The organism is Paradevosia shaoguanensis (genome assembly GCF_016801025.1).
Taxonomy (GTDB): domain Bacteria; phylum Pseudomonadota; class Alphaproteobacteria; order Rhizobiales; family Devosiaceae; genus Paradevosia; species Paradevosia shaoguanensis.
Genome location: NZ_CP068983.1, coordinates 1,527,037 through 1,552,252, shown reverse-complemented (window position 1 = coordinate 1,552,252; position 25,216 = coordinate 1,527,037). Strand labels below are relative to the sequence as shown.

General features: G+C 65.3%; 24 protein-coding genes and 1 pseudogene. 12 read left to right on the top strand and 13 right to left on the bottom strand.

The window, feature by feature from the left end:
• Positions 1 to 64: 64 nt before the first annotated feature.
• Together JNE37_RS07285 and JNE37_RS07280 are read left to right on the top strand one after the other, a co-directional pair.
• Positions 65 to 925 (top strand): annotated as a pseudogene (locus tag JNE37_RS07285) (DMT family transporter); the annotation flags it as partial.
• 61 nt (positions 926 to 986) lie between these two features.
• The gene (locus tag JNE37_RS07280) at positions 987 to 1,373 is read left to right on the top strand and encodes a hypothetical protein (RefSeq protein WP_203065802.1); all 387 of its coding nucleotides are present in this window, start codon (positions 987 to 989) and stop codon (positions 1,371 to 1,373) included.
• Here JNE37_RS07280 and JNE37_RS07275 read toward each other — a convergent pair.
• The 4 genes from JNE37_RS07275 to JNE37_RS07260 all read right to left on the bottom strand — a co-directional run bounded on the left by JNE37_RS07275 (position 1,370) and on the right by JNE37_RS07260 (position 4,762).
• On the bottom strand, positions 1,370 to 2,032 hold the full coding sequence (locus JNE37_RS07275) for a DNA alkylation repair protein (RefSeq protein WP_203065801.1): 663 nt from the start codon (positions 2,030 to 2,032) through the stop codon (positions 1,370 to 1,372). The two genes, JNE37_RS07280 and JNE37_RS07275, sit on opposite strands and share 4 nt — an antisense overlap.
• 43 nt (positions 2,033 to 2,075) lie before the next feature.
• Positions 2,076 to 2,648 (bottom strand): hypothetical protein, encoded by a 573-nt coding sequence (locus JNE37_RS07270; protein WP_203065800.1) that lies wholly within the window; start codon positions 2,646 to 2,648, stop codon positions 2,076 to 2,078.
• A gap of 80 nt (positions 2,649 to 2,728) precedes the next feature.
• A complete protein-coding gene (gene pyk, locus JNE37_RS07265) occupies positions 2,729 to 4,165 on the bottom strand; it encodes a pyruvate kinase (RefSeq protein WP_035029537.1) in 1,437 nt (478 codons plus the stop codon).
• A gap of 3 nt (positions 4,166 to 4,168) precedes the next feature.
• The gene (locus JNE37_RS07260) at positions 4,169 to 4,762 is read right to left on the bottom strand and encodes a DUF1036 domain-containing protein (RefSeq protein ID WP_081899682.1); all 594 of its coding nucleotides are present in this window, start codon (positions 4,760 to 4,762) and stop codon (positions 4,169 to 4,171) included.
• A 175-nt stretch (positions 4,763 to 4,937) separates the two neighbouring features.
• Here JNE37_RS07260 and JNE37_RS07255 point away from each other — a divergent pair, with 175 nt between their 5' ends.
• The 7 genes from JNE37_RS07255 to JNE37_RS07225 all read left to right on the top strand — a co-directional run bounded on the left by JNE37_RS07255 (position 4,938) and on the right by JNE37_RS07225 (position 10,092).
• Complete coding sequence (locus JNE37_RS07255; RefSeq protein WP_035029534.1) at positions 4,938 to 5,198, top strand: DUF2312 domain-containing protein; 261 nt, start codon at positions 4,938 to 4,940, stop codon at positions 5,196 to 5,198.
• A gap of 169 nt (positions 5,199 to 5,367) precedes the next feature.
• On the top strand, positions 5,368 to 5,958 hold the full coding sequence (locus JNE37_RS07250; RefSeq protein ID WP_081840390.1) for a TetR/AcrR family transcriptional regulator: 591 nt from the start codon (positions 5,368 to 5,370) through the stop codon (positions 5,956 to 5,958).
• 315 nt (positions 5,959 to 6,273) lie between these two features.
• Positions 6,274 to 6,948 carry an amino acid ABC transporter permease gene (locus JNE37_RS07245; protein ID WP_203065799.1) on the top strand — a complete coding sequence of 225 codons (675 nt, stop codon included), beginning with the start codon at positions 6,274 to 6,276 and terminating at the stop codon, positions 6,946 to 6,948.
• Positions 6,948 to 7,619 carry an amino acid ABC transporter permease gene (locus JNE37_RS07240; RefSeq protein ID WP_182398736.1) on the top strand — a complete coding sequence of 224 codons (672 nt, stop codon included), beginning with the start codon at positions 6,948 to 6,950 and terminating at the stop codon, positions 7,617 to 7,619. The genes JNE37_RS07245 and JNE37_RS07240 overlap by 1 nt, the downstream gene beginning before the upstream one ends.
• 2 nt (positions 7,620 to 7,621) lie before the next feature.
• On the top strand, positions 7,622 to 8,356 hold the full coding sequence (locus tag JNE37_RS07235; protein ID WP_182398735.1) for an amino acid ABC transporter ATP-binding protein: 735 nt from the start codon (positions 7,622 to 7,624) through the stop codon (positions 8,354 to 8,356).
• 10 nt (positions 8,357 to 8,366) lie between these two features.
• Positions 8,367 to 9,284 carry an isoaspartyl peptidase/L-asparaginase gene (locus JNE37_RS07230; protein ID WP_203066345.1) on the top strand — a complete coding sequence of 306 codons (918 nt, stop codon included), beginning with the start codon at positions 8,367 to 8,369 and terminating at the stop codon, positions 9,282 to 9,284.
• 16 nt (positions 9,285 to 9,300) lie between these two features.
• Complete coding sequence (locus tag JNE37_RS07225) at positions 9,301 to 10,092, top strand: transporter substrate-binding domain-containing protein (RefSeq protein WP_035029512.1); 792 nt, start codon at positions 9,301 to 9,303, stop codon at positions 10,090 to 10,092.
• A gap of 220 nt (positions 10,093 to 10,312) precedes the next feature.
• Here JNE37_RS07225 and JNE37_RS07220 read toward each other — a convergent pair whose 3' ends face one another.
• Positions 10,313 to 11,308, bottom strand: a complete 996-nt coding sequence (locus JNE37_RS07220) for a LacI family DNA-binding transcriptional regulator (protein WP_182398734.1) — start codon at positions 11,306 to 11,308, stop codon at positions 10,313 to 10,315.
• 92 nt (positions 11,309 to 11,400) lie between these two features.
• Here JNE37_RS07220 and JNE37_RS07215 point away from each other — a divergent pair, with 92 nt between their 5' ends.
• The gene (locus tag JNE37_RS07215) at positions 11,401 to 12,309 is read left to right on the top strand and encodes an ROK family protein (RefSeq protein WP_203065798.1); all 909 of its coding nucleotides are present in this window, start codon (positions 11,401 to 11,403) and stop codon (positions 12,307 to 12,309) included.
• Complete coding sequence (locus tag JNE37_RS07210; RefSeq protein WP_203065797.1) at positions 12,306 to 13,031, top strand: copper homeostasis protein CutC; 726 nt, start codon at positions 12,306 to 12,308, stop codon at positions 13,029 to 13,031. Before JNE37_RS07215 ends, JNE37_RS07210 begins: the two co-directional genes overlap by 4 nt.
• Here JNE37_RS07210 and JNE37_RS07205 read toward each other — a convergent pair.
• The 8 genes from JNE37_RS07205 to JNE37_RS07170 form a co-directional block, all read right to left on the bottom strand.
• Positions 13,000 to 13,491 (bottom strand): GNAT family N-acetyltransferase, encoded by a 492-nt coding sequence (locus JNE37_RS07205; RefSeq protein ID WP_203065796.1) that lies wholly within the window; start codon positions 13,489 to 13,491, stop codon positions 13,000 to 13,002. The two genes, JNE37_RS07210 and JNE37_RS07205, sit on opposite strands and share 32 nt — an antisense overlap.
• Positions 13,488 to 15,425: a 1-deoxy-D-xylulose-5-phosphate synthase gene (gene dxs, locus JNE37_RS07200; RefSeq protein ID WP_203065795.1), complete on the bottom strand. Its 1,938-nt coding sequence runs from the start codon at positions 15,423 to 15,425 to the stop codon at positions 13,488 to 13,490. The genes JNE37_RS07205 and dxs overlap by 4 nt, the downstream gene beginning before the upstream one ends.
• Before the next feature lie 77 nt (positions 15,426 to 15,502).
• Complete coding sequence (mepK, locus tag JNE37_RS07195; RefSeq protein ID WP_203065794.1) at positions 15,503 to 17,095, bottom strand: peptidoglycan L,D-endopeptidase MepK; 1,593 nt, start codon at positions 17,093 to 17,095, stop codon at positions 15,503 to 15,505.
• A gap of 353 nt (positions 17,096 to 17,448) precedes the next feature.
• A complete protein-coding gene (locus JNE37_RS07190; RefSeq protein WP_052152349.1) occupies positions 17,449 to 19,110 on the bottom strand; it encodes a L,D-transpeptidase family protein in 1,662 nt (553 codons plus the stop codon).
• A 273-nt stretch (positions 19,111 to 19,383) separates the two neighbouring features.
• Positions 19,384 to 21,204, bottom strand: coding sequence for a phosphogluconate dehydratase (gene edd / locus JNE37_RS07185; protein ID WP_203065793.1), 1,821 nt, complete (start codon positions 21,202 to 21,204; stop codon positions 19,384 to 19,386).
• Between the two features lie 33 nt (positions 21,205 to 21,237).
• Positions 21,238 to 21,933 (bottom strand): 6-phosphogluconolactonase, encoded by a 696-nt coding sequence (pgl, locus tag JNE37_RS07180; protein WP_035029489.1) that lies wholly within the window; start codon positions 21,931 to 21,933, stop codon positions 21,238 to 21,240.
• Positions 21,926 to 23,410 carry a glucose-6-phosphate dehydrogenase gene (gene zwf / locus JNE37_RS07175; protein WP_035029486.1) on the bottom strand — a complete coding sequence of 495 codons (1,485 nt, stop codon included), beginning with the start codon at positions 23,408 to 23,410 and terminating at the stop codon, positions 21,926 to 21,928. Before zwf ends, pgl begins: the two co-directional genes overlap by 8 nt.
• Before the next feature lie 27 nt (positions 23,411 to 23,437).
• Complete coding sequence (locus JNE37_RS07170) at positions 23,438 to 24,313, bottom strand: glucosamine kinase nucleotide-binding domain-containing protein (protein ID WP_160176301.1); 876 nt, start codon at positions 24,311 to 24,313, stop codon at positions 23,438 to 23,440.
• A 236-nt stretch (positions 24,314 to 24,549) separates the two neighbouring features.
• Between JNE37_RS07170 and cobU the strand changes: the two genes are divergently transcribed.
• On the top strand, positions 24,550 to 25,116 hold the full coding sequence (gene cobU, locus JNE37_RS07165) for a bifunctional adenosylcobinamide kinase/adenosylcobinamide-phosphate guanylyltransferase (protein ID WP_052152347.1): 567 nt from the start codon (positions 24,550 to 24,552) through the stop codon (positions 25,114 to 25,116).
• The last annotated feature ends 100 nt before the right edge of the window (positions 25,117 to 25,216 follow it).

Genomic DNA, 25,216 nt, shown 5'->3' with positions numbered 1-25,216 from the left:
TACCGGACTGTAGCTGGCGATCCCGGACGCGACAACTCATAAGCACCCGCCAAAGGAGCATGTCATGGACAGGTCGACGGACGGGTGGATCAGCGGGCTGATCGGGGTGGTGATCTTCAGCGGGTCGCTGCCCGCAACGCGCGTGGCGGTGGAGGCATTCGATCCGTTGTTCCTTACCGGGGCGCGGGCGACCATTGCCGGCATTCTGGGGCTCGCGTTGCTGCTCGCTTTCAGGGAGCGGCGGCCGGCGCGGCAGGATCTCGTGCCGCTGGCCATCGTCGCGCTCGGCGTGGTGGTGGGCTTTCCGCTGCTGACCGCACTTGCCCTCCAGCAGGTGACATCGGCGCATTCGATCGTCTTTGTCGGGCTATTGCCCCTGTCGACCGCCATTTTCGGCGTCATTCGAGGCGGCGAACGACCCAGCCCGGCCTTCTGGGCTTTTTCCATACTCGGCAGTGCCCTGGTCATCGGCTTCGCCCTTTTGCAGGGCCTTTCCGCTTCGCCCATGGGCGACGGGCTGATGCTCGGCGCGATCATCGTCTGCGGGCTCGGCTATGCCGAAGGCGCGCGGCTGTCGCGGCGCCTTGGCGGCTGGCAGGTGATCTCCTGGGCGCTGGTGCTGTCGCTGCCGGTCATGGCGGTGCTGGCGCTGGTCTATTGGCCCGCCACTTTTGCCGACGTCACGCTGCCGGCCTGGATCGGGCTCGGCTACGTATCGGTGTTCAGCATGCTGGTCGGCTTCATCTTCTGGTATCGGGGCCTGGCACAGGGCGGCATCGCTTCGGTCGGTCAGCTGCAGCTGCTCCAGCCCTTCTTCGGCCTGGCGCTGGCCGCCACCCTGCTGCACGAAACGGTGACGCCCGTCATGCTGCTGGTGACCGTAGGCGTCATCGGCTGCGTCATCGGCGCCCGCCGCTTCGCAAGACGCGCCTTGACGAAGGCGGCGGTTGCGGGGACGGATATGGCCGAGGTTGCAAGGAGGGCGGATGAGCGTGGACGAGGAGCAATTGGAGCGGGCCTGGATTGAGCACGAAGCGATTCTCGTCTCGCTGCCCGGTGCCGACGCGTTGATTGCTCGTTGCGGCCATGTTCCCAGCTTCCACGATGGCGAGATCGAGCACCTCGACCTGGAGATGGACGGTCCTAGTCGCATTACTGTGCTCCTCGCCATACCCGCCATCCGCGTTGTCCTCACCATCGACAGCGTGCTCGACCTCAGGCTTGAAGGCTTCCACAAACGAAACATTCTTTGGAGCCTGAGACTGCGCCAGGTCGAGAACGACGCCCTGGCCATCGAGCTCGAGCCGACCGTGGGTATCGGCGGCTCAATCACGGGGCGAGGCCTGTCGCTGGCCTGGTCGGAGATCGGCTAGCCGACGTCCTGTCGCCGGACCATCTCGGTGATCCAGATGGGGGCATAGGGCGGGGTACAGCCGGGAGAGGCGGGGTAGTCGATGAGCACCTTGAGCTTTTCGCCGATGCGGATGGCGCGGGCGCGATATTCGGGGTGATGAATTCCGATTTCGGCGAGGCAATGGTTCATCGCCCATTGCTTGGGCTCGGGCGCGTCCTTCATCTCCGCTTCGATCTCGTCGAGCAGCGTGGCGAGGTCGAGGCCTTGCGCGGTCTTGACGACGCGATCGGTGGTGAGGCTCCAGCCGGCGCGGCCGACGAGGTCCGGCTTGTCCTTCCAGCGCAGGCGAAGGTCTTCCACATGCTTGCCCGGCTTGACGAGGTTGGTCACGAACCAGTCGAGCAGTTTTGGTGCGCGGATGTCCCGGATCATGGCGTCGAGTTCGTCGGCGGAGAAGGTCTTGGGCCTGGCGATGAGCGTGGCGAGGAGGCGGGCGGCAGTATCGCCGCTGGCCCAGAGTTCGAGGGCAAGCTCGTGCTGCGTCTTGAGGCGCTTGGCGATGGCGCGTAGGGCCGAAAGGTTGACGCCATGATCGTCACCGCGCTCCGCATTGGCGGCGCGCAGCTTCGGCTCTTCCAGGGCGGCCAGCTCGGCCATGATCTCGACGGCTGAAGGCATGGCGGCAGAATAGGGAGGTTGTCCGTCCCGCGCTACGGGCTTGTTACGCGCAGGGCTGCAGGGCCGTTTCGCCCGAGAGCGCGAGCGCATTGGCCAGGATTTCGTCGCGAATGAGCGGCGAGGCCTGGGCGGTGCCGGGCAGCGTCACGTTGACCGAGAAGCGCGCCTTGCCGGCGTCGACCGGCGCCGTGCCGCAGAAGCGGGGCGCCATCGAAAGACCGCCGGCCGCAGAAGCATTGCCGGCCGAGCGGGCCCAGGCTTGCGTATCGCGCAGCTTCTTCTGGTCGGCAGGCGAGAAGGCCATGAAGTAATAGGTCCGTCCCGTGGCGGGCGGCCGCAGGGTTTCGGCGAGATCGCCCGGATCGGCCAGCACGAGCTTGGCATCCACCTGCCGCGCCGGCTGGCCGACCACGGTGAAGTTGACGCTCAGCTGCGTGGTTTCGGGAACCGGCTGCACGCCCGCGGGCAGGTCGAGGGTCAGCACCAGGTCGGAAATGTCCTGGCGCACGGGATCGACCGCTTCGAGCTTTTTCTGCGTCTCGGGAACAAGCGAGGAGCAACCTGCCAGGAGCAGGGCCAGAAGGCCGAAAGCGGGAAGCGCAGAGCCACGAATCATGACAGCGAGTTTACGGCCCGCTTGGGCATGAAAAAAGGCCGGTGTCGCCACCGGCCCTTTCAATTGGATTGACGGAAGGCTCAGGAAGAGCCGGTGCCGTCCTGGCGCACGAAGGCGATGCGCAGCATGTTGGTGGCGCCGGGCGTACCCAGCGGAATGCCGGCGGTGATGGCGATGCGATCGCCCGGCCGGGCCAGGCCCTGCTGGTAGGCGATGACGCAGGCGCGATCGACCATGTCCTCGAGGTTCACCGCATCCTCGGTCTCGACGCAATGAATGCCCCACACCACCGAGAGGCGGCGCACGGTGCGGTAATTGGGCGAGAGCGCCAGGATCGGCTTGGAGGGACGCTCGCGGGCGGCGCGGATAGCGGTCGAGCCGGACGAGGTATAGGTGACGATGGCGGCCAGATCGAGCGTCTCGGCCACCTGGCGGGTCGCCGCCGAAATGGCGTCGGCCGCGGTGGCTTCGGGCTCGGTCATCTGCGCGCGGATGATCGAGCGGTAGTTGACGTCGTTCTCGACGGCCACGGCCACCTTGTTCATGGTGGCGACCGCTTCGACCGGATACTGACCCGAGGCGCTTTCGGCCGAAAGCATGATGGCATCGGCGCCTTCGAACACGGCGATCGACACGTCCGAGACTTCGGCGCGGGTCGGGACCGGCGAGGTGATCATGGATTCGAGCATCTGGGTGGCCACGACCACCGGCTTGCCGTAGCGGCGCGCGATACGGATCATGCGCTTCTGCAGGCCCGGGACCTGTTCGAGCGGCATTTCCACGCCCAGGTCGCCGCGGGCGATCATGAAGGCGTCGCAGAGCTTGATGATCTCTTCGAGACGCTCGACGGCCTGCGGCTTTTCGATCTTGGCCATGACGCCGGCGCGGCCCTGTACGATCTTGCGGACATCGATGATGTCTTCGGGACGCTGCACGAAGGACAGCGCGATCCAGTCGGCGTCGTTCTCGAGCGCCTTCAGGAGATCGGCATGGTCCTTTTCGGTCAGCGCGCCGACCGAAAGCAGGGTATCGGGCAGGCTCACGCCCTTCTTGTCGGAAAGCTTGCCGCCATGGACGACGCTGGTCTCGATCGAGCCTCCGCCGACGCGGGTGGCGCGCAGTTCGATCTTGCCATCATCGAGCAGCAGGCGATCACCCACGCTCACGGCCTCGAGGATTTCCGGATGCGGCAGGTGTACGCGGGTGACAGTGCCCGGCTCGGTGGAATTGTCGAGCGTGAAGGTGGCGCCGGCCGGCAGCATCGCCGAGCCGCCCTCGAACTTGCCCACGCGCAGTTTGGGGCCCTGCAGGTCCACCAGGATGCCGAGTGGATGCTTGAGCACTTTTTCGACGTTGCGGATGCGGGTGACGGTCTGGGCCAGGAGCTCATGGCTGGCATGGCTCATATTGATGCGGAAAACATCGGCACCGGCGCGCGCCAGTTCCTCGATCGTTTTCTCGTCCTGGGAAGCCGGACCCAGGGTGGCAACGATCTTAACGCGTCTCAAACGTCTCATGAATCAATCCGAACCTTGAATAGCGGCCGGTCCTTCCGGCGCGGGTGTGGTCTCGTCGGGTGGCGGCGGGTCCTGCTGGTCCTGCTGGTCGGGCGGCACGCCGCCCGTTTCATCGCCCAGCGGTTCGCCGGTGGCGTCGTCGCCCTCGGGAATGGCATCCCGGTTTTCCGTGAGCTGGAGCGTCCAGTCCGTGCGATTCTGCGTGTCGACCTCGAAGAAGCCGGTGCGCTCATAGCCGCGCGCCAGGCAGTCCTCGACGCCGAAGATGGTGAAGCTCTCGTCGCGCGTGCACATATAGACCGAGCCGTCCCAGGCTCCGCCCCCGATATCGTCGGCGACATAGAGGTAGTAGAAGCGCGAATTGAGGTCGCCCTGGTAGACCACCGCGCATTGCTGCGGGGTCGCGACCCACCAGCCCTCCGACTGCCAGCCGCGCTCCGCCCGGTAGCCGAGCGCGATCGATACCTGATTGCCCGTCTCGTTGCAGACTCGCAGGTCGGCATAGGCGGGTTCAATCGATATAAACGGACTGCATAGCAGTGCGCCGATCAGGGCAAAACCGAGACGGGAATTGAGCAAAAGCCTGCCGATTGCCATGGAAAAAAGAAGTCCTGTTTGTGCGCAAGCGCCCCCGCCAAGTCAACCGCTAATCATGGGATTTGACGGAATTGCGAAGGTCAACCCCGCCCAGGCGTGGATTTGAGGGGAAACCTCTTGAACACCGCGCGCGGCTGCGGTTGAACGGGGCACCAAAGAGTCTAAGGAATCGACAATGGCAGAAGACAGCGTCGCCCAGGATCAGCTCAAAGCCTTCATCGAGCGGATCGAGCGCATGGAAGAAGAAAAGGCCGCTATCGCTGCCGACATCCGCGAAATCTACGCCGAAGCCAAGGGCAACGGCTTCGACACCAAGGTGCTGCGCCAGGTCGTCAAGATCCGCAAGCAGGACCACAACGAGCGCATGGAACAGGAAGCCATCCTGGACCTCTATCTCTCCGCGCTCGGCATGCAGGCCGCTCCCCCCGAGCTCTGAGCCGGTTTTTTCTGCGCGGTTACGAACGGGTTACCAATCCCGCCGGTAGCCGCGCATTACCTGCCCCCGATCCTTGCGTTGGCGGCCCATCTGTATGAAGGTGTTGCCCACTTCAGGACTACTTTAAGCGACTTCGATCAGTAATTTGCAGGCGAATGCGGGGGCATCGATGTCTGCACGTGAGCGTCTATTGAAGCGCCTCAGGCAGGCGTTTCTGGACCATGGGTACGAACAGATCTCGATGAGCGCGCTGGCCGAATTATGCGGCCTGACGCGACGTGCGCTCTATCATCATTTTTCCAACAAGGAAGAAGCGTTCCGCTTCGTGCTGCGCTTCGACAACGAGACCGCCATCCGCCAGGGCGTGGCGGCCGGTCGCGTGCTGATCGAGAAGGGCGCCACGCCCGTCGATATCCTCACCGAGATCATGGATGTCCGCTACGGCGAGAACCGCCGTCGCCTCGCGGCCTCGCCCCATGCGCTCGAAATCAACGACCAGGCCTTCCGCCGCGCCCGCGACCTCATGATCGAGGCAGCGGTGGTGTTCCAGAGCCAGTTGGCCGAGATCCTTGCCGAACTCGACGCAAGCGGGGTGATCCGGCTGGGCTCGCGGGTCGGCCCGGAAGCGCTGGCGCAATTGCTGTGCGACGGCGCGCGCGGCAGCAACCAGGCCTTGCCGCCGATCCCGCTCGAGCAATTGCGGCCGCGCTATGCGGCGGTGATCGAGGCGATATTGTTCGGGTCGGTGGCCAAGGGGTAGGGCATTCCGGTGCCTCCGGCTCGCTCATCAAATCCAGCCGATCCTTCACACCCTCCTTCTCTGCGAAAGTCTAGGCCCGGTGAGGCGCAGCGCTTGCGAAGCGATCTTTCAGCTCGGCCTTCGTCGGTGAAGAGAGGCTCGTGAGCGGCGGTGCGCGCGCTCAACGTGCCCTTCACCCCGCGATAAACCCCTAACTGCCTGATTCCTCACCATTCCCGGCCGATGTTCACATATTGAGCGAGGCCACTTGACTTTTCCTGCCCCTCATTCACAAAATTGAAACCGGTTTCACATGCCGGCTCGCGGGGAGGACACTTGCGGCTCGATCTCTCAATTCTGGTGCCGCATCTGGGCTTTCTGGCCCAGGGCGCGCTGCTGACGGCGCAGGCCTGCGGGCTGGCGCTGATCGGCAGTCTCATCATGGGCGCGCTGGTCGCCATCGCACGCACCTCGTCATCGAAATGGCTGCGCCGGGTCGCCTTCGCCTATGTCGACCTCTTCCGCAACGTCCCCTTCATCGTCCAGCTGTTCTTCTTCTATTACGGCCTGCCCGAGCTCGGCATCTATATCGACGCCTTCACCACCGGCGTGCTCTCGCTCTCGATCGCCGGCGGCGCCTTTGCTTCCGACGTCATCCGCTCGGGCATCCTCGCCATCGATCCGGGCATCATCGAAGCGGCTGAGGTGAGTGGCCTCTCGCGCCGGACGACGTTCACGAAAATCGTGCTGCCCATCGCGCTCCGCACCTCGATCCGCCCGCTCGGCTCCGTCTTCGTCAACCTCATCCTCACCTCCTCGATCCTCTCGACCATCACGCTCAACGAGCTAACCGGCACCGCCAAGATCGTGGCGTCCGATACCTTCAAGCCCTTCGAGGTCTATGTGGTCCTGCTCGTCGTCTATGCGGCCCTGACCTACATCGTCTCGATCCTCATCGGACTCCTGCACAAGCGCCTCAACCGCGACCTCATCGATGGAGCCGTGGCCTGATGCGTTACTCTGAATTCACCCCCTTCGACATCGTGCTGCTGGCCCAGGGCCTGGGCGTCACGATCGGCCTGTTCCTCGCCACGACGCTTATCGGTCTCCTCATCGGCGTGGGCCTCGCCACCATCCGCTATTATCGCCTGCCGGTGCTCACGCAGATCGTGACCTTCATCACCGAGCTGCTCAAGAACTCGCCGGTCCTCGTTCAGCTCTTCCTGGTGTTTTTCGGCCTGCCGGCCTTCTTCAGGATCAACGTGACGCCGGTGGAAGCAGCCGTCATCACCATGTCGGGCAACACGGCGGCCTTCATCTACGTCATCGCCGTGTCGGCCATCGAATCCATCGGCCGCGACCAGATCGAGGCGGCGCGCGTCTTCGGGCTCACCCGCTGGCAGGTGCTGCGCCATGTCATCGCCCCGCAGGCCACGGCCTTCGCCATCGGGCCGCTGACGGGCCTCCTGGTCAATCAGCTCCAGGTGACTTCGTTGATCTCGGTGATCGGCGTCATGGACCTCACCAAGATCGGCAACACCCTCAACCTGCGTACCCTGCAGCCCTTCGTCGTCTGGGCCGTGGTCGGGGTGCTCTACTATCTCTGCGCCAAGCTCATCGCCTGGCTGGGTGCGCGTCTGGAAACGCGGCTGCGCGCCCACACCGCCTGGAAGGGCCTCTGAAAATGATCAAAGCCGAAAACGTCAAGAAGGTCTTTGGCACCGTCACCGTCCTCGAGGACGTCAACCTCACGGTCAATCCGGGCGAGGTCGTCACGATCCTGGGCTCCTCGGGCTCGGGCAAGTCGACCCTCATCCGCTGCATCAACGGCCTCGAAAAGCTCGATGGCGGCCGTATCACGGTCGATGAGTTCGATGTCGCCAAGCCCAAGGAGCTGGCCGAGGCGCGCAAGCGCTCGGGCACGGTGTTCCAGCTCTTCAACCTTTATCCGCACATGACGGCGGTCCAGAACATCACCCTGGCCCCCATCGAAGTGCTGAAGCGCCCCAGGGCGGAAGCCGAGCAGGAAGCGCGTGAACTCCTGGCCTCGGTTGGCCTGGGCGATCGCGCCGATGCCTTCCCGTCCCAGCTTTCCGGCGGCCAGCGTCAACGCGTCGGCATCTGCCGGGCCCTGGCCATGAAGCCGCGCTATCTCCTCCTCGACGAGGTGACGAGCGCGCTCGATCCCGAAATGACCGCCGAGGTGCTCAACATCCTCGCCAAGCTCGCCGCCGAGGGGACGACCATGGTCTTCGTCACCCACGAAATCGAGTTTGCCCGCCAGATCTCTGACCGCATCGTCTTCCTCGAAAAGGGGAAGCTCGTGGTCGACCTCCCCACCGAACGTTTCTTCGCCGAGGACGGTGGGCTCGCCAATCCGCGCGTCGCCCAGTTCCTCTCCAAGATGCGCAAAGACTGAGTATTTCGTGATGCTGCTTCTCGCCAATTCCGAAGCCTATCCGGGTTTCCAGACCTCCATCGACCTCCTGAAGAAGGGCGAGCACGGCCTTGATGCCATGGTGGCCGGCATCGCCCATGTCGAGCGCGACGTGCGCGTGCGCTCGGTCGGCTTCGGTGGCTGGCCCAATATGCTCGGCCGCATGGAATTCGATGCCGGCGTCATGGATGGCACCACGCGCGAAGTCGGCTCGGTCGGCGCCGTGCCCGATACGCTCCCCGTCGCCGCGCTGGCCCGCAAGGTGATGCAGAAGCTGCCCCACGTCATGCTGACCGGCGATGGTGCGCGCCGCTTTGCCACTGAAACCGGTTTCTCGATCGACGAAACCCTCTACGAGGATTCCAAGCGCGTCTGGTGGGAGCGCCTCGAAAAGGAACTGGGGCCGGAAGGCATCAAGCAATTCCCCGATGTGCCGCTGGCGCCGCTGAGCAAGACCATCACCGATCCCGAGCGCGTGCGCGACACCACGGTGTTCCTGTGCTCGGACGCCAGGCAGGGCATCCACACGGCCACCTCCACGTCCGGCTGGGCCTGGAAATATCCGGGCCGGCTCGGCGACTCGCCCATTCCCGGCGCTGGCTTTTACGCCGATAGCCGCTATGGCGCGGCCGCCTGCACCCATACCGGCGAGATGACCATGCGCTGCTCGACCGCGCGCACGGTCGTCCTTGCCTTGAAGCTCGGCTATTCCCTCGGCGACGCCATCAAGCTCGCCGTCGAGGAGCTTGCAGAACTGACCGAAGGTTTCCTCGCTGGCGTCGTGATCCATGCGATCGACGCCAAGGGCAACCACGAGGTCGTCAATTTCCGGTGCCCCGGCGACATTGCCTATTGGTACTGGGACGAAACGATGTCCGCGCCTGAAAAGCGGGCAGCGAAAACGGTTTGATCAAGAGAGGACCCAAATGAAGCGCATTCTTTCCACCTTCGCCGCGCTGGCGCTCGTCGCCGCCACGGCTTTGCCCGCCACCGCCGGCATGATCGACGACATCCGCTCGCGCGGCACCGTCCGCATCGGCGTCTCGCTCGGCGGCGAGCCGATCGGCTTCCGCGATGCCCAGAACAATCCGGTCGGCTATGACGTCGACGTCGCCACCATGCTTGCCGAAAAGCTCGGCGTGCCGGTCGAATTCACCGACGTCTCGGGCGATGCCCGCGTCTCCATGCTCGTTTCCGGCCAGCTCGATATCGTGGTCGCCAACACTTCGGCTACGCTCGAGCGCGCCAAGTCGGTGAACTTCTCGATTCCTTACAACCGCGCCGGCCTGCGCATCATCGTCCAGAAGGATGCCGGCATCGCTTCGCTCGAAGACCTCGCCGGCAAGAAGGTCGTGGTCGGTCGCGGCACCACCGGCGAAGCCTTCCTCAAGAAGGCAGTCCCGACTGCCGAGCTCGTCTATACCGACAATTTCTCGCCCGATGGCGTGCTGCTGCTCCAGCAGAAGCGTGTTGACGCCGGCATCGAGGATTCTTCGCTCCTCGATTACCTCGCCACCAAGAACGATACCCTCGTGACCCTGCCGGGCCTCTATTCGAACGACCCGATCGGCATTGCCGTCGCCAAGGGCGATCCGGAATTCGTGCGCTGGATCGATATGTTCGTCTCCGACTACATCCAGTCGGGCGCCTACGAAGCCAATTACAAGAAGTGGTGGGGCGAAAGCGCCAACCCGCCCGCGCTGAACCCGCTCTGGTAAGCGCGTTCTGACTCGAGCGCCGCGGACCCAAAACGGTTCGCGGCGTTTTTGTATTTAGCCACAACACTCTCCCCACCACCGCACGTCTCCGGCCGCAGAGCCGGGGCCCACGCATGACTCCACTCGAGTGGAGGGGGGCAATAGGCCCCGGGTCTTCGCCCGGGGAAGTTCGGTGGTGGGGGGTGGGCGGTGGTGAGTTGAACCTACGCCGAAAAGCCCTCTAAGCCGTCAGCCGCGGCACGAACCGGGTCGGTACCCGCACCGGTTCCTGGCCGGGCTCGAATGCCGCCGGCTCGACGAGGAAGCGAAGGACATGCTCGACATAGGCCGCCTTGTCATAACCGATCGAAGCGATGGGGTAGGCATCGAAATCGGTGAGCGAGAGGTTGTCGAACCCATAGAGCCGGAACTTTTGCGGCCGGTTGTGCGGGAAGTCGGCGCGGCAGACATCGAGAATGCCCATGGCCATGGCGTCCGAGGTGCAGAACACCGCGTCCGGGCTGTCCCAGCCGGTGATAGTCGCCGCCGCCTCGTGCCCGCTTTCGTAGGAATAATCGCCCTGGACCACCCGCACGAGTTCTATGCCCCGCGCCGCAAAGGCCTGCCGGTAATGTTCGACACGCGCAGCCTCGACCAGCGAGGAAGCGCGTCCGGTGACAAGCCCCGCCGTCCGCACACCCTTGCTGGCGGCATCGGCGACGGCCTGATTGATGCCCACGGCTTCGTCGGGAATGACGGCGGGCGAGAGTTCGTCGTGCCGGCCGTTGAGCATCACCACGAGGTCGGAGCGAAAGAGCCGGCGCACGGTAGCCGCATCGGCGAAATCGGAAAACACCAGCGCCGCGTCCACGTGGTAGGCTACGCCCTGCCGCAAAAATTCCTCGACGCGCTCGACCGAGCCGACGCGGATCAGGATCACCTGCTTGCCGATCGACTGGATGCGCTCGAGCAGCAGGTCGAAGAGGTCGAGGTCGGAAAGGTCGTGGATGTGGTTGACCACCACCGCGACGAGGTTGACGGTCTTGGTGGTGAGGCTCTGCGCCAGAAGGTTGGGCCGGAAGCCGAGTTGCTCGGCCGCTTCGAGCACGCGCTCGCGCTTGTCGGCCGAAACCGGCCGCTTCTCGCTCGACAGGGCTCTGGAGGCAACCGCGCGCGAAACGCCCGCAAGCTTGGCCACGTCCCCGATCGTGGGGGTGCCGTTCTTGGGTTCTGCCATCGGCTAAATCGTTCCTACCTTGCCAAGTCGCATCGAATCGTCGGCCCTAGGCGCAAATCCTAGCGCGCCGTTCATCTGGAAGCTCTAACGCAATGACGACCATCATCTGTTTTGATATCGGCGGTTCCGCCATCAAGGGTGCGCTGGCAATCTCGCCACAGGCTATTACGCCGCTTGGGCGCGTGCCGACACCCCTTGATGATTTCGCCGCCTTCGCCGAAGCGCTGCGTGGCGTCGCCGATGAAGCCGATCCCGTGGCTCCCATCGCCATTTCCATCACCGGCGTCGTCGATCCGCGCACCGGCCGCATCAAATGCGCCAATATCCCCTGCATCGACGGTCGCGCGCTCTCCGCCGACCTCGCCGATCTCCTCGGCCGTCCCGTCCATGTCGCCAATGACGCCGATTGCTTCGCTCTGGCCGAAGCCGTCGCCGGCGCGGGCAAGGGCGAAAACATCGTCTTCGGCGCGATCCTCGGTACGGGTGTCGGCGGCGGGCTCGTCATCGACGGGCGCATCGTCAACGGCGCCGGCGGCTTTGCCGGCGAATGGGGCCACGGCCCCGTCGCCGCTACCCATGCCGGCACGCCTCCCGTCGCCATCCCGCTCTTCCCCTGCGGCTGCGGGCAGGTCGGGTGCGTCGATACGGTCGGCGGCGCGCGCGGTGTCGAACGGCTCCACCAGCACCTCCACGGCGTCGCGCTGCCCAGCACCGCCATCGTCGCCGCCTGGGAGGCCGGCGATGCCGCCGCTGCCCGCACCATCGAGTGCTGCATCGACCTGCTGGCCGGCCCGCTGGCGCTGGTGCTCAATGTCGTGGGCGCCGACATCGTGCCCGTAGGCGGCGGCCTTTCCCGCTCCACCCGCTTCATCGCCGCGCTCGACGCCGCCGTGCGAAAGCGCATCCTGCGCCAGACCGAGGCGCCCATCGTCGTCCGAGGCTTGTGCACGGTCGAGCCGGGCCTTATCGGTGCGGCCATTCTGGCAGGAGCCCAAGCATGACCCTTCTCGAAGTCTGCGTCGCCGACGCGCTGAGCCTTGCCGAAGCCATTACCGGCGGCGCCGATCGCATCGAGCTTTGTTCCTCGCTCGAACTCGGCGGGCTCACCCCCACCCCCGGCCTCATCGGCCAGGCTGCCGGGGCCCCCATTCCGATCTACGCCATGGTGCGCCCGCGCAGCGGCGATTTCGTCTTCGATGCCGGCGATCTCGACTGCATGTATCGCGAGATCGACGCCGTCCGCGCTGCCGGCCTAGCCGGCGTCGTGCTCGGCGCCTCGCGTCCCGACGGCGCGCTCGATACGGCGATGCTCGAAAAGCTCACGCGCCACGCCTCCGGGCTCGGCACGACCCTCCATCGCGCCATCGACCTCGCGCCGGATCTGCGCGAAGGCGTCGAAGCGGCCATCGCGCTCGGCTTCGAGCGCATCCTCTCCTCGGGCGGCGCGCCGACCGCGCCCGAAGGCATTGCCGGGCTGCGAGCCATGGTCGAGACGGCTGCCGGCCGTATCGGCATCATGGCCGGCTCGGGCGTACGCGCCGAAAACGTGGCTGCACTCCTGGCGCAATTGCCGCTTGCCGAAGTGCATTCCTCCTGTGCTGTCGCCGTGCCCTCGCAGGGCGAGGCGGCGATGCGCCTCGGCTTCGCCGCGCCCAGTCACAAGCGTACCGCGGCGGCCGCCGTCCGCGCCTTCAGGGTTGCGATGGAGACTGCAGCGCCTTGACCATCAGCACGGTGGTGAGGCCGCTATTCCATTCCTCGTCGGGATATGTCGCGGCTTCCGCATAGCCATGCGCGGCGTAAAAGCCACGCGCCTTGAGGTTGAACGTATCGGTCTCGAGCTGCGCGATCTTGACGCCTTCGGCCAGCATGGCGGCCTCAGCGTGCCTGAGCAGCGCGCTACCGATGCCGCGTCGTGCCTGCCGGGGATCGACATGCAGCGCACCGATGAAATCGCCCTGCCAATGCACCATGCCGACGACCGCGCCATCGCTCTCGGCGACCACGAATTCCTGCCAATAGCCATCGACGTAATCGGTCACGCGCGTGCTGGCCCGGAAAGCGGCATTGGCTTCCGCCGTCAGTTCCGGCTCCCAGGTCGAGCGAAAGGTGGCGTCGAGAATATGGAGCAGCGCGTCGCGATCTTGCGCGCGCGCCGGACGCAGCGTGACCGGGTCGGTCACGGCAGGGTCTTGTCGGCCAGTGCCGTCTTGAGGAGGGATTCGTCGGCGCCCAGCGCATTGAGCGCCGCGGCAACAATGCCGGCGCGGTCGAGACCGGCAGCGGCATACATGTTGTCCTGGCTCGCCTGCTCGGTGAACGTATCGGGGATCATCAGCGGCCGGAATTTCACCTTGCCGTCGAGGAGGCCATTCTGGGCAAGGAAGGTCGCCACATGGCTGCCGAAGCCGCCGATCGAGCCTTCCTCGATGGTCAGCACCACCTGGTGCTCCCGCGCGATTCGCGCGATCAGCTCCTCGTCGAGCGGCTTGAGGAAGCGCGCATCGACGACCGTGGGCGCAAGGCCCAGGGCCGCGAGTTTGTCGGCCGCCGCCAGCACTTCGCCGAACCGCGTGCCGTATGAAATGAGCGCGATCGGCCCGCCTTCGCGCACTACGCGCCCCTTGCCGATCGGCAGCACCTGACCGCGCGCCGGCATGTCGACGCCCAGGCCATCGCCACGCGGATAGCGGAAGGCGATGGGGCCGGCATCATAGGCTGCCGCCGTCGCCACCATGTGGCGCAGCTCGGCCTCGTCGGCCGCCGCCATCTGCACGATGCCGGGAATGGCGCCGAGATAGGCGTTGTCGTAATTTCCCGCATGGGTCGGCCCGTCCGCGCCGACATAGCCGGCCCGGTCGATGGCGAAGCGCACCGGCAGGTGCTGGATCGCCACGTCATGGACCACCTGGTCGTAGGCGCGCTGCAGGAAGGTCGAATAGATCGCGACGAAGGGTTTGAGACCCTCTGCCGCCATGCCCGCCGCAAAGGTCACCGCGTGCTGCTCGGCAATGCCGACATCGAACGTGCGGCTCGGGAAGAGTTCGCCGAACTTGTCGAGCCCGGTGCCCGAGGGCATGGCCGCCGTCACCGCCACGATGCGCTCGTCCTGCTCGGCTTCCTGGACGAGGCTCGAAGCGAAGACGCTGGTATAGGAAGGCGCGTTGGAGGGCGCCTTGGCCTGCGCACCGGTAATGACGTTGAACTTGGAAACGCCGTGATACTTGTCGGCGGAGTCCTCGGCTGGGGCGTAGCCCTTGCCCTTCTTGGTCACCACGTGAACGAGGATCGGCCCGTCCTGTGCATCGCGCACGTTCTCGAGCACCGGCAGCAGGTGGTCCAGATTGTGCCCGTCGATGGGGCCGACATAGTAGAAGCCGAGCTCTTCGAAGAGCGTGCCGCCCGTCCACCAGGCGCGCGCGAATTCTTCGGTGCGCCGTGCCGGCTCGTGGAAGATCTGCGGCAGTGCCTCGACGATCTGCTTGGCCGTCTTGCGCACGCCCCGATAGACCGGACCCGAAACCAGCCGCGCCAGATAGGCGCTCATCGCGCCCGTCGGCGGGGCGATGGACATGTCGTTGTCGTTGAGGATCACGACGAGCCGCGCATCCATGGTGCCGGCATTGTTCATGGCCTCGTAGGCCATGCCCGCCGACATGGCGCCATCGCCGATGACGGCGACCACGTTGCGCTTCTTGCCTTCGAGCTGGGAGGCGACGGCCATGCCCAGGCCCGCCGAGATGGACGTCGAGGAGTGGCCGGCCCCGAAGGGATCGAAGGCACTCTCGGCGCGACGGGTAAAGCCGGAGAGCCCATCCTTCTGGCGCAGGGTGCGGATGCGATCGCGCCGGCCGGTCAGGATCTTGTGAGGATAGGCCTGGTGCCCGACATCCCAGATCAGCCGGTCGTCGGGCGTATCGAAGACGGCGTGGAGCGCGACGGTCAGCTCCACCACCCCCAGGCCCGCGCCCAGATGGCCGCCGGTCACCGACACGGCATCGATCATCTCGGCGCGCAACTCATCGGCGACCTGTCGCAGTTCTTCGCGCGAAAGGCCCTTGAGTTGGGAGGGGTCGTTGATGGTGTCGAGCAGTGGAGTAAGCGGCTTGTCGGTCAAATGCCGATCCTTTTCGCCGGCCCTATTCGTGTTGCTAGTGCTTTAGAGAGACACAATAGGCATTGCAACCCGACAGTTCAACGGGAGGCGAGAAGGAGGGGGTGACCGGTCACAAAACGGCTGGAATCGAGTGCCTGGACATCCTTGGCGGCAAAGCCCATGCGCGAGGCATAGGGGCCGAGCTGGGCCGCCGGATCGAGGTCACCCTCGTCGGGTTCCCAGAGCACGCCATAGGTGGCACTGGAAAGCGCCGCCGGCTGCGCGAAGATTTCGGCCACATGGTCGAGATCGGGCGCCACCAGTTCCACGTCGCGTGTCTGGAGCCCCTGGATCGGCTGGCTGGCCGCGAGGTCCTTGACCGCCTTGGCCACCGGCGCGCTGGCGCCTGCCGTGTTGACGGCATTGAAGGTCGTGTCGAAGAGGCCCGAGAGCACGCTGCCGGCTTTCTCGCTCCCGCCCAGCGAGGCGGTGCGGATATTGCTGGCATCGATCGCCGGCTTGGGCGGCAGGCCGGCGGTGGTGGTCTCGCGGTCGATGATCATTTCAAGTGCACGCTGCGCTTCCGGATCCTGCGCCGGGGCATAGGCCGTCACCAGTTCGGCGGGTGGATTGGTCATTTGCACGCGTGCTGCCGGCACCGGCGCATCGAGCGAGGCGAGCGCAACGACAGCGGTCTGCTGCGCGGCCTGATTGCTGGTCGCCACCATCAGGCGCTCCGATTTCTGCATCGGCACGGGGGCCGGCTCTGAGGCGACGTTGCTGGCCATTTCGGCATCGGTCAGCGGGGCGCTGGCATTGCTGCCGAAGGGCAGGGCAGGCGCGCTGGTATCGAGCGCTGCCGTCTGGATCGTGGCCTCGTTCGGGCGCGCGGCCGCAGCGGCCGGAACCGGCGCCGCCACTTCGATGGTCTGCACTGCGCGCTGGGCCGGGCCGCTATTGTCGGCGACCTGCACCACAGGCTGTTGCTTCTTGCCGAAGAGGGCATCGAAGAGCCCGCCACCGCCGCCACCCACGGATTCGCCGATGCCGCAGGGCACGGAATGGCACTTCTGCCATTCGGCCAGGGCATATTGCCTTCCGGTCGAGGAGAGCGGCTTGCCGTCGGCGGGAATGTGGATGGTCTTGCCGTCCGGGAAGACCTTCTTCAACTGCGCCGTGGTCATGCGCGGCCAGGCGCGCACACTGCCGGTATCGAGGTGCACGAACGGGCTGCCCGAGGTCGGGTAATAGCCGACGCCGCCCACCTGGAACTTCATGGCGGTGGCGCGCAGCGTCGCCAGGTTGATGCCCGGGATGAAGAAGTCCATCGCCTTGCCCTTCATGTGCTGCGAATTCTCGGCAACACCGGACGAGCTGGCGCGCAGCATCGCATTGGTCTTGGGCGAACGATAGGACGAGACGATATTGACGGGCTGGGTAGCGCCCACGGACTGGTAGACCTGCCAGATGAGGTCGAAGAGAGCCGGGTCCATATTGGTCGGCTCGTTGGTGCGCCAGTCGCGCAGGAAATAGTTGAGCTTGCGCAGGGCTTCCTGATCGTAGCGCCCGTTGCGCTTGAAGGTGATCTGCGCGGTTTCCCCGGTATGGGTGTGATGGAGATAGAGCGTCCGGTCGCCGGCTCCCGCCATGGCAGGAGTCGTTGCCGGCGGCACAATGACCGTCAGTGCCATAAGCACAGCCGCCAGTACCCGCCCGAAACGCTGCCTAATCCGTGGTGCTGAAGACACGCCCTACTACGCCCATTCCCGAAGTCGCAATGGCAGGAGGTTAGCAGCTAGTCGCAACGAGTTTGTTAACGCTAACGCCCCGTAACCGCCATCCGACGGCCCTCAAGCAATATTGATACCGCAAAAACCGGCCGAACCAAGGCGCAAAGTTTAAGCGGGAGTTAAGGGGGGACGGGCTGGTGCGGGGATACGGCCCTCGGTCTCCGCCGCAAACACGGCACTTCCCCGGGGCGAAGACCCGGGGCCCATTGTCCGATCCGCTGTGCCTGAAGGTTGCTACGTGTGTGCCAGCGACCTCAGCCGCCGAGCAGCTCGATCAGCTTCTTGTTGTGCCCGTAGACATCGCCATAGGACCGGATGGTCCCGTCCTGGTCGACGCGCAGCGTGAAATAGGCCAGGTGCACCGGCACGCGGGTCTCCAGGTTCACCCAGCGCTCGGAGGGGCCGTACATCGCTTCGAGCTTGCCCGAATTGAGCCCGCTCGGCTCGTTGACCAGCAGCGCATCGGCGAATTCCATCGGGTTCTGCACCCGCACGCACCCATGGCTGTAGGCGCGGAAGGAGCGGCCGAAGAGCGACTTGGAGGGCGTGTCGTGGAGGTAGACGTCGTGTGAATTGGGGAACAGGAACTTGACGTTGCCCAGCGAATTGCCTGCGCCCGGACGCTGGCGCACCCGGAAATTGCTCATCGAGGTGGTCGACCAGTCGACCATGGCCGCGTTGACGACCTTGCCGCCATAGAGCAGTTCCATGTTCTGCGCGTCGAGATAGCCCGGATTGCGCATCAGCGCCGGACGGATCTCGTTGCTCGCGATGGAGGGCGGCACGTTCCAGTAGGGGTTCACCACGATGTGGCGGATATTGTCCGAGAAGATCGGCGTCTGCGTCGCGGCCTTGCCCACCACGACGCGCGTCGTATAGGTCACGTCATCGCCCTTCATCACCGCCAGGCGGAATTCCGGGATATTGACGAAGACGTTGAACTGCCCGAGGTCCTCGGGCATCCAGCGCCAGCGCTCCATATTGGCGATGATGTCTTCCTTGCTCGTCGCCGAGCCGCCATTGAGAGCGGCGATCGTGGCCGGGCCGGCAATGCCGTCGGCGAGCAGCCCCAGGCTGTCCTGGAAATTGGTCACCGCCTCGGCCAGCGCCTTGTCGTAGACCGCTTCGGTCCCGTCTTCGCTCGCCGGCACTTCTAGGCGCTGCCGCAGCAGCGGTACGCGCTCATCGACCATGCCCACGCGCAGCGTCTGCCCGTCGGGGATGGTGACCTGTTCCTGGGCGGCCGAGCCGTCATAGAACTTGGCCAGCGCAGTCTTGAGCGCCAGGAACTCGCGATGCGTGGGGTCGAGCTCGGCCAGGATCTTGGCCGGATCATCGCTCGCGGCGAGGCGCGGCAGCAGGTCCGGCTGGTTGAGCAGGCGCGGCTTGATGTCGATATTGGCCGAAACCTTGCGCGGGTCGATGCGGCCGCCATAAAGGTTCTGCGCATAGAGCATCACCGCCTGCGAGAAGGCGGTTTCGAGCCCCGCCATGCGGGCCGGATCGCCCTGTGCCGAGGTCACGTCGAGCGCAGGCGTCAGATAGTCGGAAGCGCGCAGGCCCTCGTATTCGGCCTGCTTGAAGATGGCGACGAGCTTGTCGGCCACCGGCGAGAAGGCCAGCTTGCCCGACGCATCCTGCGTCAGCCACAGCGGCTCGAAGGCGCGTTCGCCGTAGAAGTAATAGAGCTTTTGCGCCGCGTTGTAGGCCGGGGTGTCCTTGGCGCCGTAATAGGCGGTGGCAAGGCCCGTCTTGATGCTGCGGGCCAGCTCGTTCTGCGGCGGTGCGATGACGACGCGGGTGGCTTCCATGCCATCCACGTTCACCGTTTCCTGCGCAATCGCGGGGTAGGCCAGCGTCAGCGCGAGCAGGGCACAGGCCGTCAGGCTCTTTACGGGAAAACGCTTGGCAATCATGTCTCTGGCAACCCTTTCGGCGGCGGTGTGCGCTCGAGGGAGAATCGCACGCCCACCCCACACTATTGGCAGTCATTACTCCTGAAATCTTAACGGTCGCAATTACTCCACATTTTGTGATCGCCACGTGTGACCGGGCTGCAACGCCAGTGTCACCGGGCGTTTCACGGGGGTCGGGAGAAAAACCGGGAGGTTGCCGCCTGCGTTCCGGCATTAACCAAGCCGGAGAGGCGAAAGGCGCGGGGCGCGGCAGGCGCGCCCCGGCGTGAAGGATCAGGCGTCTTCGAAGACGCTGGCGCCGCGATCGGCTGCGCCGACCAGGTGCCGGAAGCCGGCAAAGAGCTCGCGGCCCATGCCGAAATGCTCGGGGCGCAGGTCTTCGGTGGCCGGCGTGCGGCTGAGGAGCTCGGCCTCGTCGCCCAGGAATTGCAGCGTGCCGGCCTCGGCATCGAGCCGCACCACGTCGCCGTCGCGCAGCTTGCTGATCGGCCCGCCATCGACCGCTTCGGGGGTCATGTGAATGGCCGCGGGCACCTTGCCCGAAGCGCCCGACATGCGCCCGTCGGTGATCATGGCCACCTTGAGCCCGCGATCCTGGAGAATGCCCAGGGTCGGGGTGAGCTTGTGCAGCTCGGGCATGCCGATGGCCTTGGGACCCGAAAAGCGGATGACCGCGATGAAATCGGAAGTCAGCTCGCCCGCCTTGAACGCGTCCTGCAGCCCCTGCTGGGAATGGAACACGCGCACCGGCGCCTCAACGAAGCGATGCTCGGGCTTGACCGCCGAGATCTTGATCACCGAGCGGCCGAGATTGCCCGCCAGCAGCTTGAGCCCGCCGGTCCTGGAGAAGGCCGCCGAAACCGGGGCAAGGATCTTCTCGTTGCCCGATTGCTGCGGGGAGGGCTCGAAGGCGAGCTTGTCGTCAACGAGCCTGGCCTCGACCGTATAGCCGGAAAGCCCCGTGCCCCAGACGGTCTTGACGTCCTCGTGGAGATACCCGGCGTCGAGCAATTCGCGGATGAGGAAGCCCATGCCGCCCGCGGCGTGGAAATGGTTCACGTCGGCCAGGCCATTCGGATAGACGCGGGCGAGGAGCGGCACGGCGTCCGAAAGCGCCGACATGTCGTCCCAGGTCACCCTGAGCCCGGCCGCATTGGCGATGGCGATGAGGTGCATGGTGTGGTTGGTCGAGCCGCCCGTGGCGTGGAGCCCCACCATGCCGTTGACGATGGCCTTCTCATCGATGATGTGGCCGATCGGGGTATAATCGTTGCCCTGCGCGGTGAGCGAAAGCGCACGCCTGGCCGCTTCCTTGGTCAGCGCGTCGCGCAGCGGCGTACCGGGATTGACGAAGCTCGAGCCCGGCAGATGGAGGCCCATGATCTCCATGAGCATCTGGTTGGAATTCGCCGTGCCGTAGAAGGTGCAGGTACCCGGCCCGTGATAGGACTTGGCCTCGGCCTCCAGCAGCTCGGCGCGGCCGACCTTGCCTTCCATGTAGAGCTGGCGGATGCGGCTCTTCTCGTCGTTCGGCAGGCCCGAGGTCATCGGCCCGGCGGGCACGAAGACGGCCGGGAGGTGCCCGAAGGCCAGGGCGCCGATCATGAGGCCCGGCACGATCTTGTCGCAGATGCCCAGGAACACCGCGGCGTCGAACATGTTGTGGCTCAGGGCCACCGCCGTCGCCATGGCGATCACGTCGCGCGAGAACAGCGACAGGTCCATGCCCGGCTGGCCCTGGGTCACGCCATCGCACATGGCCGGCACGCCGCCCGCCACCTGCGCCGTGGCGCCGATCTCGCGGGCCGCTTCCTTGATGACCTGCGGATAGGTCTCGTAGGGCTGATGGGCGCTGAGCATATCGTTGTAGGAGGTGACGATGCCCAGGTTGAGGGCCGTGTTACCGGCCAGCATCGCCTTGTCCGATGGCGCACAGGCGGCGAAACCGTGAGCAAGGTTGCCGCACGAGAGCACCGATCGGTGCACGCCCGCCGCGCGGGCTTTTTCGATGCGGTCGAGATAGTCCTTGCGCGAAGCGGCGCTACGGGCCGCGATGCGATCGGTCACGTCCTGGATTGCCTTGAGAACGGCCATCTTAGCTCCTTGCCGCGACGCCCCTGTAAGGGGTCACGGACACCAGTAAATATTCAGCGGCTTGTCGGTCTGGCGCAGGATGGCGCGCACGGGCATGTCCTCTACGGGACCGTCCCCCAACGCTTTTTCCAGCACCTCGACCTTCCCCTCCCCTTCGATGTGCAAGTATAGGCTTCTTGTTTCGAGCAGGCGCTTGCGACTCAAGGTCACGCGCGGCTCTCCCGCTCCGGGCGCATGCATGGCCACCACCGGGCCATTTCCCTCCAGCGCCTCGGCGAGATTGTCCCCACCCGGAAAGAACGAGGCCGTGTGGCCGTCATTGCCCATGCCCAGGATCACCGCATCGAACGGATGCGGCACCGCGGCAATGGCGGCGTCGGCCTTGGCGATGCCCGTGGCATCCGGCTCGTCCCCGCCCTGGTAGAGCGGCACGAAATGCGCCGAGGCTGCCGGCCCCTGCAGCATCTTCTCGTTGACCAGCATGGCATTGGACCGGTCCGAGGTGTCGGGCACCCAACGCTCATCGACGAGCGTCACCGTGACCTTCTCCCAATCGAGGTCCTTGCGCTTGCCCAGGGCTGCGAAGAACTTGCCGGGCGTCGAGCCGCCCGAAACGGCGATCGATGCCTCGCCCCGCTCCTCGATGCCGGCCTTGAGGTCGTTGGCGACGGCTTCGGCCAGGGCCTTGGCCAGCGTCGATTTATCCGGGAAGTCGAAACGTTCAGGCATCGTCGTCCTCGTGCCAGGTGCGGCCGTCGCGCTCGATGAGCGCGATCGAACCGGTCGGGCCCCAGGTGCCGGCGGTATAGGGCTGCGGCGCGTCGCGCGAAGCGTCCCAGGCCTCGCGGATCGGGTCGACCCATTTCCAGGCCGCTTCCAGTTCGTCGCGGCGCATGAAGAGCGTCTGGCTGCCGCGGATCACGTCGAGCAGCAGGCGCTCATAGGCCTCCGGGGTCCGCTCTGCGAACGTCTTGGCGAAGGAAAGGTTCAGCGGTACCTCGCGCAGGCGCATGCCGCCCGGGCCCGGATCCTTGATCATCAGGAAAAGCTTTACGCCCTCGTCAGGCTGCAGGCGGATGACGAGCTTGTTGGGCTTGGGCGCGCCTTCCGCATGCTCGAAGATCGAGTGCGGAATCTGCCGGAACTGGATGACGATCTCCGAGACGCGGTTCGCCATGCGCTTGCCGGTCCGCAGATAGAAGGGCACGCCCGCCCAGCGCCAGTTCTCGATCTCGGCCTTGAGCGCGACGAAGGTTTCGGTGCGCGAGCCCTTCTTTTCGGCCGGGAGCTCGTCCTGGTAGCCCTTGACCGAGGCGGTCTCCGAGGTCACGCCGCGATATTGGCCCCGCACGGTGAACTTGGCCACTTCGCTCCCGGTAATGGGCTTGAGCGAGCGCAGCACCTTGAGCTTCTCGTCGCGCAGCGCATTGGCATCGTCCGAAGCCGGCGGCTCCATGGCCACGAGGCAGACGAGCTGCATGATGTGGTTCTGGATCATGTCACGCAGCGCGCCGCTCTCGTCGTAATAGCCGCGCGTGCCCGCGCCGACGCTTTCCGAGACCGTGATCTGCACATGGTCGATATTGGCCGAATTCCAGATCGGCTCGAAGAGCTTGTTGGCAAAGCGCAGGGCCAGGAGGTTCTGCACCGTCTCTTTGCCCAGGTAATGGTCGATGCGGTAGACCTGATCTTCCTCGAAGATCGAGGCGACCTCGTTGTTGATGGCCTCCGAGGACGCCAGGTCGTGCCCAAGCGGCTTTTCGAGCACCACGCGAGCATCGCGCCGGTAGTAGCCGCGCTTGGAGAGATATTCGCAGATCGGCCCGAAAAGGTTCGGCGCCACCGCCAGGTAGAACGCGCGGATGATCTTGGGGTCTTCGCGCAGCTTGGCCGACAGGTCCGCCCAATGCGCCTCGTCGGTCACGTCATTGGCGACATAGGAGAAGATCGAGACGAACCGGTCGATCGTCTTCTTGTCCTGGTATTCCTTCTCGACGAACTCGGTGATCGAGTCGCGCGCCGCCTTCTGGAAGTCCGCATCGCTCAGCGGCGAGCGCGACACACCGATAATGCGCGATTTCTCGTCGAACTGCCCGTCCTTGAAGCGATAATAGAGCGCCGGGATGAGCTTGCGCTTGGCAAGGTCGCCCGTGGCGCCGAACACCACATAGTCGAAGGGCGGGACGGGAATGATGCGGCTGGACACGGGCGGGACGCTCCTTAAGGGAGGAAATCAGGCATTGGCGAAGTGCTGGTGGGCCAGCAGGATCGCGCCATGGAGAGGCTCGGAACGCGGATCGACGATGAAATTGCCGTAGCGCTCGAGGAAGAGCGGGTTGAGCCGCCGCCCGAAGCCGCCGACCACCGCCATCTTGTCCACGCCCCGCCGCTTGAACCAGCTTACATAGGCGTCGACATAGCTCAGCTGCAGGTCCATGAGCTTCTTGGCGATGGGATCGCCCTTCTCGAAATAGTCGATGAAGAGCGGCATGAGCGAGCCGAAATCGGCGGGCTCCGCCTTGAACGACCAGTCCATGAGCGTATCGAGGTCGCCCCCGAGCTTATCGAGCACCGCCTGGGTGAGCGGGGTGGGATCGAAGAAGCCGTCATGGGCTTCCACCGTTAGCCGCGCCAGCTCGCGCCCGAGGATCGCGCCCGACATCTGGTCGCCGACCGGGAACCCCCAGCCGCCGACCTGGTGGCGCTCGCCGCGCACCAGCGCCAGCCCGGCCGAGCCGGTGCCCACGATGATCACCGCGCCGTCCTCGCCCTCATGGGCGCCGGCGCGGGCGATGTCGATGTCGTCATAGACCTTGACCCTGGAAAAGGGCCAGTCGCGCGTCTCGAACTCGTCGCGCGCCGAAATCAGCCGCGCCCCGGCCATGCCGAAGCAGGCATAGGTATTGGCAGTCTGCGCGAAGTCGACGCCCGCCTTTTCGAAGACCTGCCGCGTGCCGTCCAGGATCGAGCGATAGGCAGGGTCGCCATTCTCCAGCTGCAGGTTGGAGCGGCCATTGGTGGCTTCGGCGAGGGTCTTCAGATTTTCGTCGGCAAGGCGGACACGGCAATTGGTGCCGCCACCGTCGACACCAAGATAAAACTTTGGCACGCGGGCTATCTCCATGACGTCTTTGGCAGACGTAATGTACTGATTTGGCGCGGACCATAATGCGAAAGATGATAAGACGAAAGTAGAATAAGCAATCGATTTCGGTCCGCGGGAAATCGGGCGTCGCCGCCCCCTCGGACGGTGGTTCGGCGGCCACGATGCGCAACCGCTGCGGGCTTGCAGGGTTGTGCTCTGGCGCAGTACGGCTTGGCGGACTTTTTGCGGCGGAGGATTTCATGAACGGACAGCATGTGCTGGTTCTGGGCGGCGCGCGCTCGGGCAAGACCGGCTTTGCCGAAAGGCTGGCCATGCGGCTGGGCGACAGCCCCGCCTACCTGGCGACCGCCGAGGCGCTCGACAGCGAGATGCGCGAGCGGGTGGCGACGCACCAGCGGCTGCGCGGCGAGCGGTTCACCACCATCGAGGAGCCGATCGAGGTCCCCACCGCCCTCATCCGCGCCAGCAACGACCATGACGTCATCCTCGTTGATTGCCTCACCCTCTGGATCAGCAACATGCTGGGCGCCGGCGAAGACGTGGCGGCTGCCACCGAAGAGCTTGCGGCCACGCTCGTCCAGCTCAAGCGCTCGCGCATCGTCCTCGTGTCCAACGAAGTGGGCCTGGGCATCGTCCCCGACAATGCGCTCGCCCGCACCTTCCGCGACCTGGCCGGCACGGCGCACCAGCGCCTCGCCGAAATCTGCCACCACGTCTATTTCGTCGCCGCCGGCCTGCCCCTCACCATGAAGGGCATCGCTCCCGATCTCCTTATCGAGACCGCTGCCGTTGAGGGCGAGGCCTGAGCCACGAAAATTTGCGGTTCAGCCCATTGCTTTACCTCGCGGGCGGGCGCATCTCATTGGCGTTGGCCGACCGTTGTGTCGGCCGCCTTCAACCGGAGTC

What these genes read in the sequence shown, in the direction of transcription:
- JNE37_RS07225 (WP_035029512.1), top strand. Translation starts at nt 9,301, where the DNA reads ATGAAGCGCATTCTTTCCACCTTCGCCGCGCTGGCGCTCGTCGCCGCC.
- JNE37_RS07240 (WP_182398736.1), top strand. Translation starts at nt 6,948, where the DNA reads ATGCGTTACTCTGAATTCACCCCCTTCGACATCGTGCTGCTGGCCCAG.
- JNE37_RS07270 (WP_203065800.1), bottom strand. Translation starts at nt 2,648, where the DNA reads ATGATTCGTGGCTCTGCGCTTCCCGCTTTCGGCCTTCTGGCCCTGCTC.
- JNE37_RS07210 (WP_203065797.1), top strand. Translation starts at nt 12,306, where the DNA reads ATGACCCTTCTCGAAGTCTGCGTCGCCGACGCGCTGAGCCTTGCCGAA.
- JNE37_RS07280 (WP_203065802.1), top strand. Translation starts at nt 987, where the DNA reads ATGAGCGTGGACGAGGAGCAATTGGAGCGGGCCTGGATTGAGCACGAA.
- JNE37_RS07250 (WP_081840390.1), top strand. Translation starts at nt 5,368, where the DNA reads ATGTCTGCACGTGAGCGTCTATTGAAGCGCCTCAGGCAGGCGTTTCTG.
- JNE37_RS07255 (WP_035029534.1), top strand. Translation starts at nt 4,938, where the DNA reads ATGGCAGAAGACAGCGTCGCCCAGGATCAGCTCAAAGCCTTCATCGAG.
- pgl (WP_035029489.1), bottom strand. Translation starts at nt 21,933, where the DNA reads ATGCCTGAACGTTTCGACTTCCCGGATAAATCGACGCTGGCCAAGGCC.
- pyk (WP_035029537.1), bottom strand. Translation starts at nt 4,165, where the DNA reads ATGAGACGTTTGAGACGCGTTAAGATCGTTGCCACCCTGGGTCCGGCT.
- JNE37_RS07230 (WP_203066345.1), top strand. Translation starts at nt 8,367, where the DNA reads ATGCTGCTTCTCGCCAATTCCGAAGCCTATCCGGGTTTCCAGACCTCC.
- JNE37_RS07275 (WP_203065801.1), bottom strand. Translation starts at nt 2,032, where the DNA reads ATGCCTTCAGCCGTCGAGATCATGGCCGAGCTGGCCGCCCTGGAAGAG.
- cobU (WP_052152347.1), top strand. Translation starts at nt 24,550, where the DNA reads ATGAACGGACAGCATGTGCTGGTTCTGGGCGGCGCGCGCTCGGGCAAG.
- mepK (WP_203065794.1), bottom strand. Translation starts at nt 17,095, where the DNA reads ATGGCACTGACGGTCATTGTGCCGCCGGCAACGACTCCTGCCATGGCG.
- JNE37_RS07235 (WP_182398735.1), top strand. Translation starts at nt 7,622, where the DNA reads ATGATCAAAGCCGAAAACGTCAAGAAGGTCTTTGGCACCGTCACCGTC.
- JNE37_RS07215 (WP_203065798.1), top strand. Translation starts at nt 11,401, where the DNA reads ATGACGACCATCATCTGTTTTGATATCGGCGGTTCCGCCATCAAGGGT.
- JNE37_RS07260 (WP_081899682.1), bottom strand. Translation starts at nt 4,762, where the DNA reads ATGGCAATCGGCAGGCTTTTGCTCAATTCCCGTCTCGGTTTTGCCCTG.
- JNE37_RS07220 (WP_182398734.1), bottom strand. Translation starts at nt 11,308, where the DNA reads ATGGCAGAACCCAAGAACGGCACCCCCACGATCGGGGACGTGGCCAAG.
- edd (WP_203065793.1), bottom strand. Translation starts at nt 21,204, where the DNA reads ATGGCCGTTCTCAAGGCAATCCAGGACGTGACCGATCGCATCGCGGCC.
- JNE37_RS07190 (WP_052152349.1), bottom strand. Translation starts at nt 19,110, where the DNA reads ATGATTGCCAAGCGTTTTCCCGTAAAGAGCCTGACGGCCTGTGCCCTG.